A 14945-nucleotide genomic window follows, 5' to 3' on the forward strand; every position below is an offset into this window, starting at 1 on the left:
CTGTTTTGCGGGCGATCGGCGTTCGCGTCGGCGCATGGGTGGCGACGCCATGACGCAGTGGGCGATATTACGGCTGCAGTGCCGGACTGTCACATCCTCGACATGGTATCGCGCCGTGATGCTGCCTGTGGCGGCATCGAACCTTTTCAATCACGAAACCCGATATGTGAACGCCTTCACTCGCATCAAATGGCTGTTGGCCTTAAGACGTGAGAGCTGCGGACCGGCGGGATTCGCGCGGTCATCGCGCATGCTTTCAAGCACCTTGTTATCGATTGCAAGAACAGTGGATGGCTCGTTGCTGGATCATCGAGCGCCAAGTCCGGGAGCGTATTGCAATGAGTTCAATTCAAGCCACAGTTTATGTTGTTGACGACGAAATCCAGATACGAAACGCGATTGGCAGCCTCTGCGAGGAGACCGGACACCAGGTGAAGCTGTTTGCCTCGACGGACGATTTCCTCGAGGAGGAGTTGTCCGTCGGGCCATCCTGCCTGGTGCTCGACGTCCGCTTTCCCGGCACGTCGCCGACCGGGCTCGAGCTGCAGCGCAGGTTGGCCAAATCAGGTCTGCCGATTCCGATCGTCTTCATCAGCGGCCACCCGGACGTCCGCGTCTCGGTCGAGGCGATGAAGCTTGGCGCGATCGAGTTTCTGCCAAAGCCGTTTCGCGAGCAGGAAATCCTCGATGCCATCAGGCATGGCATCGAGCGCGATCGGCGGCGGCTGGAGCGGGAGGACACGGTGCGCGAGGCGCGGCAGCGCGTCGAGACGCTGACGGCGCGGGAGCGCGAGATCATGTTGCTGATGTCGGAAGGGCTTGTCGCCAAGCAGATGGCGGCGAAGCTCCAGCTCAGCGAGGTGACGGTCAAGGTGCATCGCGCCCGGATGATGCGAAAGCTCGAATTGCATTCGCCCATCGAGGTCGCGAGACTGATCGACAGCATGCGGCAGGAGACGGTGCACAGCGGCGCGGGACGGTCGCACGCCTAGTCCCGCGAGCGGCGACTTGCCGCCCGCCGTCTAGTCCGTAGCGACTAGCATGAACTGCAGTCTGTCGCGTGGAGCGCAACCGGTTCAGAGTTATCCCTACGATGTCGGCCTCCTCCAAGACGGCATCTGCAACCTGCTTAGACAACTTAGCAAGAAAGGGATACTCCATGCGTAAATTGCTCCTCGCTTCCGTCGCCGTGTTCGCGCTGTCGTCCGCAGCCCAGGCCGCCAACACCGCGACCACCGTGCAAATCGGCGCAGCAAACGGCTCCACCGTGAACCAGCAGGGCCACGTGAATGACTCCTCGACCACGTTCCAACTCGGCATCGTGAACAGCGCGAGCACCATGCAGGGCACGACCTCTCCGTCTCTCAACAATGCCAGCTCGGTGACCCAGATTGGCGTCCTTGGCAACGCGGCCACCACTGGGCAGGTTGCCACCGGCAACAACACGAGCTCGATCAGCCAGTCCACGCTCTTCGGCTTCCCGCCGAACAACTCCGCTGGCGTCGGGCAGCTCGGTGGCGGCCTCAACCTCAGCACCATCACGCAGCACTAACCAGCCCCGTACCTCTGGGTGCGCGCGCCGCGTACCCAGAGTTATGTTCCAATGGCCACGACCAGGCTTCTTGGTGGAGTGGCGGATCGAATAGCTGCTCCTAGCGGAGGAAACTCACATGCGGATCAACTATCTACTCGCAACAGCAGCCATGCTCAGCGCGTTGGCTTCTGCCGATGCCGAAGCCGCCAACACGATCAGCGTGTTGCAATTCGGTACGACAAATCTCTCGTCCACAACGCAGACCGGCCCGGTGAACAACACTGCGACGACGCTGCAATTCGGGGCCTTCAACCAGGCATCGAGCGTGCAACTCGGTTCGTTCTCTTCGGTCAATTCAGTGACGATTGGACAAGGCGGCACGACGCCTACCGCGACCAATATCGCTACGGCTGGCCAAGTCAGAGGCGCCAACACGAGCTTGATTGGCCAGATTGGTTTGAACAACGCCGCCGGGGTATCCCAGCTTGGCATTCTGAACGGCTCCACGATTTTGCAGCAGGCTCCGTGACCTGAGATCGTGTGGTGACTCGGCAAATATTGTGGAGGCATATAATGAACAAGCATCTTCTGGTCGTTGCGACAGTGGTTCTCGTCTCCTGTTTCGCCGCGAACAGCCCCGCGCGGGCGCAGGGCGCCGACATCAAGACGATCGTCTCGGTCAACGGGCCCCCCGTTGTCGTGAACCAGAGCAGCTCGCTCAACATGGTCGGCATATTCCAGGTTGGCGGCAACACCAGTGCGACCGTGGCCCAGAACGGCACCAACAATGCGGTCGGCGTCCTGCAATTCGGCGGGACGACATCGGCTTCGGTCGGCCAGGCGGGCATGAACAATTTTGCCTTTGTCGGGCAGACCGGCCAGTCGGCGACGAGCCTCGTGTCGCAGCTTGGCAACATGAATACGGCAGCGATCGCGCAATTCGGCGCGATCAACTTCTCGACGGTGAACCAGACCGGTCACTGAGCTGCGCACGAACTCGCTGTCACCAGATGTGACGTGTTGATGAGGCAGGGTGATGAGATATGGTAGAGAGTTCCTGGCTTTGGCGGTATTGTCCGCCGTCGTCAGCGTGGCGACGGAGGCATCCGCAGGATCCAGGCCATCGCCAGCCATTGGTGGGCTCGCGTCTGCCTGGACCAACAGGAACGTGAGCATCGAGACGGTCGTGGAGTTCGGCAATAATCCGCAGCCGGTCACGATCGTGGAGAATAGCCGCATCAATATCGCGCGCGTGATCGAGATCGGGACGGGTACGGTCGATGCGACGATTGTCCAGAACGGGACGCGCAACTATGTCGATGTGATTCAGGTCGGGACGACGACCAATGCACTGATCGGGCAGTCGGGCGTGAGCAACATCGCCAACATCACCCAGGTCGGCAATTCGACCAATGCGCTTCTGCTTCAGGTCGGTGACATGAATACCGGCGCGGTCAGGCAGTTCGGACGCTTCAACTGGCTGGCCATCTTCCAGTTCGGACGATGATCGAGATGAAGAGGTGTGACATGAAATTCCTCCTGCTCGCATCCGGAATGACCTTCATGACCGCAATTGCTATGGCGCCGGCCGGCGCCGGGGAGACCGGTGACGGTCACACCACGGTGGTCCAGGACGAGAATGGAACCGCGGTCATCACGCAAAGTGGCGATCCGGCGCAGGCCGAGGTCAAGGTCGAGAAGGAGCCGGGCCGCACCACGGTCTATCGCCGCAGCGGCGGCAATACCGCGATCGTGTCGCAAGGCACCGGAAACGCGCAGGACATGCTGGACTGGCTGCGCAAGCAGCAGGGTCGCTGACGCGCGAAGGCGCATTCCGTGGGAACCAGATCTCTCAAATGGCTGGAAATCCCGGGCGTTCTGCCGCATCCGGTTCCCCGTTAATCCCGTGCCTTAACCAACAATTAATTATACGTTTGCGGGTGGGCGACAGCCCGGCCTAGCGTGCGGTGGGGAGCCGCTATCTGCGAAGCCAAACGAGTTGGTGCGTATCATGATGTCCAGATCAAATGGGGCCTTGCTCGCCTCGCTCAGCGCAGCCGCGCTGCTCCTTAGCCCCAGCGACAGTTTTGCACGACCGGGCGGCGCCGCCCCGCATGGCATGGTGACTGCAGCCGCGCCGCCGGCTGCGGCACGCCCGCCGATCGCGCCGGGCGCGCGGTTTCACCGTCGGAACAGTTCATTTGTCTATTGGCCAGGCGGAGGCGGATTCTTCAACGACGGCACAGCCTACAGCCAGCCCTTCGTCGATGCCGGGCAGCCTGTCACCAACGACGTTCGCTATACCTACACCTATGACGTTCCCTGGGACTGGGCGCATCGCTTCCCGCCGAACGTCGTGCCGTCCGACCGGCCCTATGTGCCGAGCTGCCCGACGGAGCAGGTGACGGTGCCCGGCCGCGGTGGCGGCGAGCACACCGTCAACATCATGCGTTGCTACTGAGCGATCTACCGCGTCACACAAGGCGTTAGAGAATTCCCGCCGCGGCCGCATGGTCGCGGTCGGATTGCTTCCGTCTGACGTTTGCGAGCTCGCGGCTGCAAGCCGCAAACGGGGCGGTATCCGGACGCAGCCCTAGTTGGCCGCAGACGTCTCGATCCTCATCCGCAATGACGCGCGCCAGCTCCGCCTCGGCAGACTCGCGGAGCGCGGGACCCGAGACGAACAGCGTCTGCAGCCCAAAGGCCGTCACAACGGCGAGCACCAACGCAGCCGCGAGTGCGGGACGCTGCATGTCGCGGGTCGTGTCCTGGGAAGGGCGCGCCTTGCTTCTGAGTTCGGTCATGAAATCCTCTCTCGAATGAATATCGATGGTCAGAAAAATGATTGTCGAGCCGCGCGGCAAAATCGCCGGATGCAACATGAATATACGCTGCGTCGCAGCGGGGAACGTGAAAAGGATTACAAATTTCAAGCCGGCATTGCTAAATTCAAAGTCGTACTAGCCCAGTTCAAAACTGGTTACGCCGAACACGCGGTCGAGCCGCAGTGACGGGATCGGTCCAGTGTACATTCGCGCCGTTTCGAATGTCGGCTCCAGGCCGAGGGATTCCGCAAGCGCAATAGCATCGCGGTTCACTGCGGGGATATCGAGGACAATTTCGCCGCTTCGGGGACCGGCTAGCAAACCCTGCAGGACGGCGACCGCCGTTGCGCGGTCATCGGCTACCAGCGGGCCGATCTTGTGGCCCGTCCGGCAGGGGCGGATCACGCCCCATGCGGCGAGCCTGCCATCGCGCAGCAGTGCGCGACCGACATGGCCCGGCGAGTTGATCCAGGCACGCAAAAAAGCCGCGCGCGGGGCTGGGAAGACCGTGGTGTCGTCGGCTTCAATATCCGCAAACGGGATCGTGTCGAGCGCAACGACATCGGCCGGCGGCTTCGGTGGTGCGGCGATGGTGCCGCCATAGCGCATATTGGCGTAAGCAAGCTGGAATCCTGATTTCTTGTAATTGTCCTGCTGGGCCACGACGCCGTCGAGGCCGATCACGCGCGAGCCCGCATGCGCGATCGCGGCGTTCCAGATGCGCAGGCCGTGACCTCTGCCACGGAAGCCTGCGCGCACGATGTAGAAGCCGAGGAAGGCGAAGCGGTCGTCGTAATTGACACAGGAGACGGTCGCGACCGGCTCGCCGTCGATCTCGCCGACGAAGAACCCTTGCGGGTCCGGGATTGCGAAACAGGCGGCGTCGCGCTGGCCGGGATTCCATCCCTCCGCCGCGGCCCAGTCGATCGCGAGGGAGATCTCCTCGGGACGTAAATTGCGGATCTGCAAATCGCTCATGTGGCGCGGCCTCGTGGCGATGGACTTGAGGGCAAGTCTCGTTTGCGGGCAAGACTGGTTTGCGGGCAAGTCTGGTTTGCGAGCAAGTCTGGCTGTAGAAGGCCTGATGACAGGCTAACCTTCGGTTCGACTCAACGTTATCACAGGGATGATCGGTCATGGCAGCAGAGAAGGTCGCACTCGTCACCGCAGGCGGCAGCGGCATGGGGGCAGGGGCCGCGCGGCGGCTCGCGGCCGACGGCTTTCGCGTGGGCATCCTGTCGTCCTCCGGCAAGGGCGAGGCGCTCGCAGCCGAGCTCGGCGGCTTCGGCGTGACCGGCTCGAACAAGTCCAATGACGATCTGAAGCGCCTCGTCGACGGCGCGCTCGCGAAATGGGGACGCATCGACGTGCTCGTCAACAGCGCCGGCCACGGTCCGCGCGCGGCGATCACGGAGATTACCGACGAGCAGTGGCACACAGGCCTCGATACGTATCTCCTCAACGTGATCCGTCCGACCCGGCTCGGCGGACCGGTCATCGCCAGGTACTGAGCGACATCCCGTTCCGAATCTGGTGTGGAAAGCCCCGGCTCAGCTGGGCTTTCTGCTTTGGTTGGCAGGTTCAGTGCGAGGCTACGAGCTTGGCCAGCGTAGGCAGGATCTTGTAACGCGCGATCTCGTGCGGATATTCGCCGCGATTGGCGAGCAGCACGATGCCGATCCGGTGGGCCGGTACGAGGCCGATATAACCCGACGCGTTGTTGAGGCCGCCCGGCTTGTCGACGATTGTGACGCCGGGAAGGTGCACGGTCTCCCAGGCCATGGCCTGGCCGAAGGTGGCCTGGCCGAACCTTTGGTCGACGCGGAAACTTTCGCGCTGTGTCATTCGCAGCGCCTCGCGCAAATGCGGATCGAGCGCGCGGCCGTCGACGCAGGCCGCGACGAATGTCGCAAGATCCCGCGCGGACGAGAGCATCTGGCCGGTACCGGGGAAATCGAAATAGCTCTGCTGGTTGCCGATCGGGCCGATCGCGCTGCCCTGGTCGGAATAGCCCTGCACGATGCGCCGCATGACGGCGTCGTCCATGATCGCGCGGCTATCCGGTCCGCGTTCGGGAAGGAACGTCGCGTGCATGCCGAGCGGCGCGAGCACGCGGCTCTCGATCAGCCTTGCGATCGGCGTGCGATAGCAGCGCTCGAGCACGAGCTGCAGCAGCACGTAAGCGGCATGACTGTAGATGCGCTGCTTGCCGGGTGCGACGTCCGCGGGCGGCGTCCAGGCGTTGAGCATCGCGATGAATTGCGCCTGGGAGTAGGAGTCGTTCGGCCACGGCGGATGATCGGTCGGCAACAAGAGGCCAGAGGTGTGCGTGGCGAGCTCGCCGACGGTGACGCGGCGGACATAGTCGCCAGTGAGCTCCGGCAGATATTTCGCCAGGGGATCGTCGAGCCGCAGATCGCCGCGGAGCGTGCCGAGCGCCGCCAGCGTGGCCTCGAACGGTTTTCGCAAGGAAGCGAGGTTGAACAGCGTGTCCGGCGTCACCGACTGTTTGGTGGCGTCGTCGGCGAAGCCGTAGGTGAAAAACTCGACATGGCGGCCGGCATAGAGCGCAGCCGCGAGGCCGCCGGGATGCTCCGGCGTCGCGGTGGGCGCGAGCTCGGTGGCGACGATGTCGCGCATTTGCGCAATCATGTCCGAATCCGCCGATGCGGGGCGTGGCCGGGTGAGCGCGACCGCAAAAGGAACAAGCGCGGCGCGGGCGAGGGCTCGCCGGGTGATTTGAGGGGAGATGACAACAGGCGGCACGTGATCCGGTGAATGATGCGATGCGCCCCCGGTAACCATCTTAGCGGGGCGGGTGCAGCGTCCAATTCACGATTGCGCGTTGCGGTTCCATATGGAGCGGCTAAAATTACTTAGCCTTTGGGCTAACAATCATTGACGCCGGATGGCGGTGGGCCTATAGTTAGCTTCATGGCTAACCAATTATCCCAACTCGACCACGTTTTCGCAGCGCTCGCCGACCCGACACGGCGGGCCATCGTGATGCGGCTGTGCGCCGGCGAGGCCTCGGTCGGCGAGCTCGCCGGGCCCTTTGAGATGGCGCTGCCGAGCTTCATGAAGCACATCCAAGTGCTGGAGCTGAGCGGGCTCGTGCAATCGGAGAAATCCGGCCGCGTGCGCACCTGCCGCCTCAGCCCCGATGCGCTCGTCGGTGCGGAAGACTGGTTCCAGCACCAGCGCGCGATCTGGGAAGCGCGGCTCGACCGGTTCGAAGCCTATGTGATGAAGCTCAAGAAGGAGAGGGCGGCTGCCAAGCGGCCGGCCAAGACGGCCGACAAGACCACCAACAAGCCAAGCAAACGGAAAGGTACCTGACGATGACGAATGCTGCCAACGCTGCCCTGTCGCAATGGTCGATCGACCGCGAGATCGTCATGTCGCGCGTGATCGACGCGCCGCGCGATCTGGTGTTCGAGGCATGGTCCGATCCGAAGCACCTGCCGCAATGGTTCGGGCCGAAGGGATTCAAGATCGAGACCTTCGAGATCGACGTGCGCGTCGGCGGTGTCTGGCGCTTCAACATGATCGGCCCGGACGGCACCGTCTATCCGAACCGCATGCGCTTCCGCCGCATCGAGCGGCCGTCCTTCATGGAGATGGACCACGGCCTCGACCAGGACGATGATCCCGGCATGTTCCGCTTCACCATCACCTTTGCCGAGCAGAGCAACGGCAAGACCGTGCTGATGATGCGGCAGCTGGCAGCGAGCACCGAGCAGCGCGACGGTATGATCGGCTTCGGCGCCGTCGAATACGGCTACCAGACGCTGGACAAGCTCGCGGCCTATGTCGGCGGGCTGAAGAAATAACTGACCCGCGTGATTCCGGGGGCCGTCGCAGTGGCGCCCCCGGGACAAGCTTGGGAGCAAGTGGGGAGAGCGGTCGCCTTCGCGATTATGACAGCGCGCAGGCGAATTATGACAGTGCCGTCACGCAGATTTTTGTCGCGCTGTTCTGCAGATTTATGACAGAATTGCTACCGTTGAATGTCATGTTGACTACGGCGGAGCGATTCATGTTGCAGTGGCAGGCGCGGTCAAATCCCCTGGCGTGGTGGTGGGGTTCCCTGACGCTGGTCAGCGCAGCCAATATCCTCGTCTGGTTCATGCTGTACCGCGAGTTCTATCCGACGGTTGCCGGCAGCGTCGGCGGCGGCTCGGATATCGGCCTGATGTTCCTGCTTTGCGCGGGTTATGTGTTCGGCTGCGCCTTCCGTTCGGTGCTGCCGCGCGCCGACGTGCAGCGCATCTGCCTGTTCGACACCTGGCTGTCGAGCGTGTTCGTCGGCCGCACCGTCGCGACCGTGGCCGAACTGTGTTTCGTCGCGCAATGGGCGATCATCCTGCATCAGCTCGGTCGCATGACCGGCGCAGAGACCGCGGTGAACATCGCGCTCGTGATCGTGCCGATCATCATCATCGCGGAGTGCTTCTCCTGGTACGCGGTCGTCACCACCAACTTCCTGTTCAACGCGATCGAGAACTCGCTGTGGGCGGTGACCTTCTTCCTTGCCGGCATCGCGCTGTGCCGGCTGATGCCGGAATTCCAGGGCCCGGTGCGCTGGGCACTGATCGCCGGCATCATCGGCATCGCATGCTTCCTCGCCTTCCTCGTCACCGTCGACGTGCCGATGTATCTCAGCCGTTGGCGGGCGGGGCATAAAGAGGGCGGCAGGTTCCTCGGCTTCCTCGAAGGCCTGCATGACGTCTCGACGCGTTGGGTGGTGACCCACGACATCGCGCATTGGAAGGGCGAACTGACCTGGATGTTCCTGTATTTCAGCGCCGCCGTCTGGTCGAGCCTCGCGCTCTGCGCGCTCTACGCCATGGAAGACTATCTCACGCGCTATCTGGCCTGATTACTTGCCGACCAGGCCGCACTTGCTGCGGTCGAGCGGGCGGAAGGCCTGGTCTGGCGGGATGGTCGCAACCAGCTTGACGAAGTCCCACGGCCCCTTGGACTCTTCGGGCGTTTTGACTTGCACCAGATAGAGATCGTGGACCATGCGCTGGTCCTCGCGGATGCGGCCGTTGGGCGTGTAGGCGTCCGATACCGGCGTCGTCTTCATCTTGGCCATCACTGTCGCGCCGTCGTCTGAATCGGTGTCCTTCACCGCTTGCAGGTAGTGGCGCACGGCGGAATAGACGCCGGCCTGGATCTGGGACGGCATCGCCTTGCGGCGGGCAAAGAACGCATCGGAGAACTTTCGGGCCGCCGGCGAGACGTCCTCGAAGAACGAGGTGACGATGAGATCGCCGCGCGTGGCCTTGAGGCCAACCGCCTCGATATCGACGTTCTGGAACGACATCGGTACGATCTTGATGCCCTGGTCGGCAAGGCCGAACTCCTCCGCCTGCTTGATCGCGGTGGCGTTGTCGCCGGCGACATTGATCGCGAGGATCTTTGCGCCCGAGGACTGCGCCTGCAGCAGGAAGGAGCTGTAGTCGGGCGTGCCGAGCTGTGCCTTGACGCCGCCGGCCACCTTGCCGCCTAGCGCCGCGATACGGTCGCGCGCGGTCGCCTCGATCGAATGTCCGAAGGCGTAGTCGCCGGTGATGAAGAACCAGGGCTCCTTGCTGGTCCGCATGATGCCGGAGACCACGGCTGTCGCCGTGGAGTAGGCGTCCTGGGTCCACTGCACACTGCTGGGCGCGCAGGCGTCATCGGTCAGCTGGTTGGCACCGGCGCCGGAGACGAGGAAGATCTTTCCGTTGCCGCGCACGAGCTCCTGCACGGCGAGCGCCGCGCCCGAGCTGCCGCCGTCCGCAATCGCCTGCACGCCGTCGCTGAACCATTTTCGCGCGAGCGATGCCGCAAGGTCCGGCTTGTTCTGGTGATCGGCCTGCAGGATCTCGATCGGCTTGCCGTTGATCTTGCCGCCGAACTCCTCCGCCGCCATCCGCGCCGCCTCGACCGAGCCAGGGCCCATCGCGGTCGCGAAAATGCCGTTCATGTCGGTGAGGACGCCGATGCGGACGGCACCGCCCTTGATCTCGGCGCGCGCGGTGGGGCCCGCGAGTGCCAGCGTGATCAGCAGGATGGCGGTGGATGGGTTGCGGAGATTGGCCATGGCGTTTCCTGATTTTATCGTTGATGGATCGGTCGCGGTGGGTCAGGCCGCCTCAGCGATGACCTTGTTGCGCAAAATGCCGATGCCGGAGATCTCGACCTCGACGGTGTCGCCGGGGCGCATCCACAGCGGCGGCGTGCGCTTGGCACCGACGCCGCCGGGCGTGCCCGTGACGATGACGTCGCCGGGGACAAGCGGGCAGATCGTCGAGATATAGGCAATCAGCTCGGGAATGGCGGTGATCAGGAGATCCGTCGTTGTATCCTGCACGATCGTGCCGTTCAGCCGCGTCTGAAGAGTGAGCTTCGACGGATCGGGGATCTCGTCCGCCGTCACCAGCCACGGGCCAAAGCTGCCGCTTTCCGCGAAGGTCTTGCCGGAGAGGAATTGGCTGGTGTGGCGCTGCCAGTCGCGGATGCTGCCTTCGTTGTAGCAGGCATAGCCAGCGATGTGGTCGAGCGCGCGGCGTGCTGAGATATGGCGGCCCGCCTTGCCGATGACGAGCGCGAGCTCGCCCTCATAGTCGAAATCGTCGCTCACCTCAGGCTTCACGATGGGCTGGAGATGGCCGACCTGGCTGCAGGGGAAACGGACGAACAGCGCCGGCTTCTCGGTGACGGTGCGGCCGGTCTCGGCGACGTGGTCGCGATAGTTGAGGCCGACGCAGATGATCTTGCCGGGATCGGGGATGACGGGCGCGAAGCTGATCTTGTCGAGCGCATGATCGGGCGCCGTGGACGCGACCAGCTTTGCCGCCTCGGCCACGCGCCCCGCTTCAAGCAACTGCCGCAGCGTGGTGCAGGGCGCCATGCGTGCGCCAAGATCGACGACGCCATTGTCCTTGGCGGCCCCGAAGGAGGCGCGGCCGTTGGCGATGAAAGAGAGCAGCTTCATGGGATATCCTTGAGAAGTGTTCGGTCAGGCCGCGGACGGCACGTGGGTTGGAGGTGTGATGGCGGCGATGAGCCGGTCGAGCTCGGCGTCGTTGCGGGCGGTGCCGCGGATGTAACGGTCGGGGCGAACCAGCGCGGCGGTGATGCCGTGCTCGCGGAGCCAGGGTCCGATGCCCTCGGCATCGTCGCTGGTCAGGGTTTTGAACTCGGCCTGCGAGAGAGCGAGACGCGTCGCACTCTCGACGAGGAGGACATGGCCGTAGCCGAGACGGTCGTCGCCACGGCTGCCGTCTCGTAGCGCAAACTGCGGCGCAAGATGGCCGGCGAGGGGCAGGTCGCTGAGCGCGAGCCCGGGGCCGAGCAGGGGCTTTTTCACCTCGAGTTTCACGGGCGCATTCTCGCGCGCCTGCCCGGCGGCAAGGCCGGCTTCGATCGCCTTGGTGTTGATGACACCGCCCAAGCGAATGGCGAGCTCGATGAACTCGCGCACATGCGGCTGGCGTTCGCTCTGATAGGTGTCGAGCAGATCGGTTGCCGCACCGTCGCGAATGATGCTCGCGAGCTTCCAGGCAAGGTTGGCGGCATCGCGGATGCCAGCGCACATGCCCTGGCCGAGGAAGGGCGGGGTCTGATGTGCGGAATCGCCGGCAAGCAGTAGCCGGCCGTTGCGCCATTGCTGCGCGATGACGGAATGAAAGGTGTAGACCGCGGCGCGCTCGAGCTCGGCGTCGTCAGGCGTGATCCAGCGCGACAGCAGCTCCCAGACCTTTGCTGGCTGCGCCACATCTTGCGAATCCTCGTCCGGGAGGACAGTGATCTCCCAGCGCCGCCGGGTGCCGGTGCCGCGGACATAGGTCGCAGGCCGCCTGGGATCGCAGTGCTGGAGACTGTAATCGCCGAGATCGTTGCGGGCGCGCTTGAGCAGCACATCGACCACCAACCAGCGCTCGTGGAAGCCGAGATCGTCCATCCCCGAGCCGATGAAGCGGCGAACGAGCGACCGCGCGCCGTCACAGCCGATCACATAGCCGGCGCGGGCCTCACTCAGCTTGCCGTTGGAGAGGTCCTCGTAGCGCACACGTACGCCACTCTCGTTCTGATCGAGCGCGAATACATCGCAGCGGCTGCGCAAGCTGACGTGCGGCCAGCGTGCGAGGCCGGCGATCAGTACGTCCTCCAGATCGGGCTGGTGGAAGCGGTAGCTGAGATTCCAACCCATCGGCGTCAGCGTCTGCGGGCGCGACCAGTCCAGCAGCATTTTGCCGTCGGCGTCGAGGAAGAGCATGCCGGGGCTGAGGATGACATGCGGCAGGATCGCATCGGCGAGGCCCAGGGTCTGGAACACCCGCATGCATTCGTCATCGAAATGCACCGCCCGCGGCAGATGATAGGTCCGCGCCTCGCGCTCCAGCACCAGCGTCCGCACGCCGCAGAGGCCGAGCAGATTGGCGAGCGTCGCGCCGACCGGGCCACGACCGACGATCACGACGTCAAACTCCTCGGGGGCGGATTTATCCTGCATGGCGCTATCTCTCCCAGCCATGCCCGGCTCTTCAACGCCGGCGTCCCAAGTGTCCGCCCAGCGGACGGACGTCGGCCGCTTTGCGGGCGAGCGAAACCTCTTGCCAATCGTGCGCTGTCATTATATGTACAAGTGAATATATATGAAGGAAGGCGATGATCGCCACGACGAAAAGGCAAAAGGCACCGCCCTCTCGACCGAAGGGCCGCCGAAGCAAGGACATGCCGGACGGCCGGCAGGCGCTGCTGGCCGCCGCCACCAGCGCATTCGCCAGCCACGGTTTCGATGGCGCCGATCTGCGCAGCGTGGCCGCCGCCGCCCAGGTCAGCCCCAACCTGGTTCGCGTTCATTTCGGCCACAAGGCGGCGCTGTGGGAGGCCTGTCTGGCGCAAATCGTGGCGGTTGCGATCCCTGCCATGGCCAGCATTCGCGCGATCGCGGCCGATTCCAGCCGCCCGCTCGGCGATCGGCTGCGCGACGTCATCGTGGCGATCGGCGCTTTCTATGCTGAGCATCCGGATGTCAGGGACTTTGTCGTCCGGCACGGCGCGGAAGCGCCGGAGCGCGCTGTGCTCGTGACCGAACGACTGCTGCGTCCGGCCTATGAGACCGTTCGAGAGCTCTTCGTGGCCGGCATTGAAGCCGGCATCATCCGCAGCAGTCATCCGGCGCTGTTCTTTGCGCTGCTCAATGCCGCGCTGAATCAGCCTCCCGCGGCTCCCGTGCTGCTCAAACAGCTTGCGCCCGACATCGACGTTGAGGCGTCGAGTGCGCTGCTGATCGAGACCACGGTGACGACGTTCCTTCACCTTCCGCCGTCCGATCGAAGCGTCAAACCCCAGTGAGCCCGCCTTGCCGACAATCCAACCTGAGAGTGAGAGCATTCATGAATTTCCGCGTCGCCTGCCTTCTGTTGAGCGCCACGATCACGCCAGCCTTCGCTCAGGCCGGGCCGAGTGAATCCGAGCAGCGCCAGGCCTGCATGGGCGACGCGATGCGTCTTTGCTCTGCCTATGTTCCCGATCGCGCTCAAATCCGAGACTGCATGGCGGCTCAGCTCGACCGGCTCAGCCCGCAATGTCGCGCCGTATTCGACGCGTCCGCTCAGGCGCAAAGATCATCGTCCGCGCGGAGCCATTAGTCTCATTCGACCGGGACGGCGGCGGCCGCGTCGCCTAATGGCGCGGCAAAGTCGGCGATCGCCTTGTCGATGGCGAGCGCGGTTCTGATCCAGATGATTGAAATGCAACCGAATACGATCTTGTTGCGAACGATCGGAACGGCGATCGAGGCAGTCTTGGGATTGTATTCGCCTTCGCTGCGGATCGCGTAGCCGCGCGCCTGCGTCTCAGCAATCATCTGGTCGAGGCGGCCCTGGTCGAGGAAGGGGCGGTCGTCGGCCTCGTCGATGCGGCGGAGATGGCTGATGATGAGGTCGCGCTCGCGCGCGGGGCAGGCGGCGAGATAAGCGCGGCCTGCAGATGTGCGCAGCATCGGCAGGCGTCTGCCGATCATGCCGCGATCGATCGAGAACGGGCTGCGCGAATGGGTGGTCTCCTGCACCACCATCGCGGCGTTCTCGTACGTCGAGAGATCGACCGGCCAGACCAGGGTCTTGCTGAGTTCGGCGAGACAAGGCGCGGCAGCCTGGCAGATCACCACGCCGGGGTCGTAGCCGTCGCCGAGGCTCAGGGCGAGCCTGGTGACGCGAAAGCGGTCGTCGCTGGCGCTGCGGGCGACATAGCCGAGCTCCTCCAGCGTTTCGAGCAGCCGGTAGACGGTCGGGCGGGGCAGGTCGAGCGCGCGGGCGACGTCACCGGCGCGGATGCCGCCCGAGCGATTGACCTCCTGCAGCACGTCCAGCCCGCGCTTGAAGGCGCGGACGCCCTCCGACTGCCGCGGCTGGCCGTTCCGCGTCCGCTCCTTGGACACTTCGTATTTCCTCCCTTGTGGCTGCCGGCCTCGCGATTATCGTCTTTGCGAACGCGACGCGATGGCGGGACGTCACCGTAGGATCGTGCGCGGCCGGTATCAAGTTCGCCGCACTGCAGCGGATGCGATGCCCTTGTGCGATGCC

General features: G+C 64.1%; 19 protein-coding genes and 1 pseudogene. 13 read left to right on the forward strand and 7 right to left on the reverse strand.

The features are described from left to right. Positions 1-338: 338 nt before the first annotated feature. The 7 genes from JJC00_RS17025 (at position 339) to JJC00_RS17055 (ending at position 3995) form a co-directional block, all read left to right on the forward strand. Entirely contained in the window at positions 339-992 is a 654-nt protein-coding gene (locus JJC00_RS17025; protein ID WP_200473647.1) for a response regulator transcription factor, read from the forward strand. Positions 993-1159: 167 nt separating this feature from the next. After that, entirely contained in the window at positions 1160-1552 is a 393-nt protein-coding gene (locus tag JJC00_RS17030) for a curlin subunit CsgB (protein WP_200473648.1), read from the forward strand. Between the two features lie 118 nt (positions 1553-1670). After that, the gene (locus JJC00_RS17035) at positions 1671-2063 is read left to right on the forward strand and encodes a curlin (RefSeq protein WP_200473649.1); all 393 of its coding nucleotides are present in this window, start codon (positions 1671-1673) and stop codon (positions 2061-2063) included. A 44-nt stretch (positions 2064-2107) separates the two neighbouring features. Then, positions 2108-2518: a curlin gene (locus tag JJC00_RS17040; RefSeq protein ID WP_200473650.1), complete on the forward strand. Its 411-nt coding sequence runs from the start codon at positions 2108-2110 to the stop codon at positions 2516-2518. A gap of 184 nt (positions 2519-2702) precedes the next feature. Further along, positions 2703-3041: a curlin gene (locus JJC00_RS17045; protein ID WP_246774236.1), complete on the forward strand. Its 339-nt coding sequence runs from the start codon at positions 2703-2705 to the stop codon at positions 3039-3041. Positions 3042-3061: 20 nt separating this feature from the next. After that, a complete protein-coding gene (locus tag JJC00_RS17050) occupies positions 3062-3352 on the forward strand; it encodes a hypothetical protein (RefSeq protein WP_200473652.1) in 291 nt (96 codons plus the stop codon). 193 nt (positions 3353-3545) lie between these two features. After that, positions 3546-3995: a hypothetical protein gene (locus JJC00_RS17055; RefSeq protein ID WP_200473653.1), complete on the forward strand. Its 450-nt coding sequence runs from the start codon at positions 3546-3548 to the stop codon at positions 3993-3995. Between the two features lie 25 nt (positions 3996-4020). Here the strand turns inward: JJC00_RS17055 and JJC00_RS17060 are convergent, their stop codons facing one another. Then, a complete protein-coding gene (locus JJC00_RS17060) occupies positions 4021-4416 on the reverse strand; it encodes a hypothetical protein (protein WP_200473654.1) in 396 nt (131 codons plus the stop codon). Between the two features lie 78 nt (positions 4417-4494). Next, positions 4495-5337 (reverse strand): GNAT family N-acetyltransferase, encoded by an 843-nt coding sequence (locus JJC00_RS17065; protein WP_200473655.1) that lies wholly within the window; start codon positions 5335-5337, stop codon positions 4495-4497. A 158-nt stretch (positions 5338-5495) separates the two neighbouring features. Here JJC00_RS17065 and JJC00_RS17070 point away from each other — a divergent pair. Then, a pseudogene (locus JJC00_RS17070) lies at positions 5496-5858 on the forward strand (SDR family NAD(P)-dependent oxidoreductase); the annotation flags it as partial. Positions 5859-5940: 82 nt separating this feature from the next. Here the strand turns inward: JJC00_RS17070 and JJC00_RS17075 are convergent. Further along, a complete protein-coding gene (locus JJC00_RS17075; protein WP_200473656.1) occupies positions 5941-7011 on the reverse strand; it encodes a serine hydrolase in 1071 nt (356 codons plus the stop codon). A gap of 282 nt (positions 7012-7293) precedes the next feature. Here JJC00_RS17075 and JJC00_RS17080 point away from each other — a divergent pair, with 282 nt between their 5' ends. From JJC00_RS17080 to JJC00_RS17090, 3 genes are all read left to right on the forward strand, one after another. Further along, positions 7294-7698, forward strand: a complete 405-nt coding sequence (locus JJC00_RS17080; RefSeq protein ID WP_200473657.1) for an ArsR/SmtB family transcription factor — start codon at positions 7294-7296, stop codon at positions 7696-7698. 2 nt (positions 7699-7700) lie between these two features. Beyond that, positions 7701-8192 carry an SRPBCC family protein gene (locus JJC00_RS17085; protein ID WP_200473658.1) on the forward strand — a complete coding sequence of 164 codons (492 nt, stop codon included), beginning with the start codon at positions 7701-7703 and terminating at the stop codon, positions 8190-8192. A 206-nt stretch (positions 8193-8398) separates the two neighbouring features. Further along, on the forward strand, positions 8399-9241 hold the full coding sequence (locus tag JJC00_RS17090) for a hypothetical protein (protein ID WP_200473659.1): 843 nt from the start codon (positions 8399-8401) through the stop codon (positions 9239-9241). Here the strand turns inward: JJC00_RS17090 and JJC00_RS17095 are convergent, their stop codons facing one another. Genes JJC00_RS17095 through JJC00_RS17105 form a run of 3 tightly spaced genes read right to left on the reverse strand, consistent with a single transcriptional unit; the run spans position 9242 to position 12868 of the window. Then, the gene (locus tag JJC00_RS17095; RefSeq protein WP_200473660.1) at positions 9242-10453 is read right to left on the reverse strand and encodes an ABC transporter substrate-binding protein; all 1212 of its coding nucleotides are present in this window, start codon (positions 10451-10453) and stop codon (positions 9242-9244) included. Positions 10454-10495: 42 nt separating this feature from the next. Continuing rightward, entirely contained in the window at positions 10496-11347 is an 852-nt protein-coding gene (locus JJC00_RS17100) for a fumarylacetoacetate hydrolase family protein (RefSeq protein WP_200473661.1), read from the reverse strand. Between the two features lie 24 nt (positions 11348-11371). Beyond that, a complete protein-coding gene (locus JJC00_RS17105) occupies positions 11372-12868 on the reverse strand; it encodes a bifunctional 3-(3-hydroxy-phenyl)propionate/3-hydroxycinnamic acid hydroxylase (RefSeq protein WP_200473662.1) in 1497 nt (498 codons plus the stop codon). A gap of 155 nt (positions 12869-13023) precedes the next feature. Here JJC00_RS17105 and JJC00_RS17110 point away from each other — a divergent pair, with 155 nt between their 5' ends. Together JJC00_RS17110 and JJC00_RS17115 are read left to right on the forward strand one after the other, a co-directional pair. Continuing rightward, entirely contained in the window at positions 13024-13713 is a 690-nt protein-coding gene (locus JJC00_RS17110; protein ID WP_246774237.1) for a TetR/AcrR family transcriptional regulator, read from the forward strand. 41 nt (positions 13714-13754) lie between these two features. Next, a complete protein-coding gene (locus tag JJC00_RS17115) occupies positions 13755-14009 on the forward strand; it encodes a hypothetical protein (RefSeq protein WP_200473663.1) in 255 nt (84 codons plus the stop codon). A 2-nt stretch (positions 14010-14011) separates the two neighbouring features. On the opposite strand, the gene JJC00_RS17120 is transcribed toward JJC00_RS17115, so the two are convergent. Continuing rightward, positions 14012-14800, reverse strand: coding sequence for a DNA-binding transcriptional regulator (locus JJC00_RS17120; RefSeq protein WP_200473664.1), 789 nt, complete (start codon positions 14798-14800; stop codon positions 14012-14014). Between the last annotated feature and the right edge of the window lie 145 nt (positions 14801-14945).

This window comes from Bradyrhizobium diazoefficiens, from assembly GCF_016616885.1.
Lineage (GTDB): Bacteria > Pseudomonadota > Alphaproteobacteria > Rhizobiales > Xanthobacteraceae > Bradyrhizobium > Bradyrhizobium diazoefficiens_F.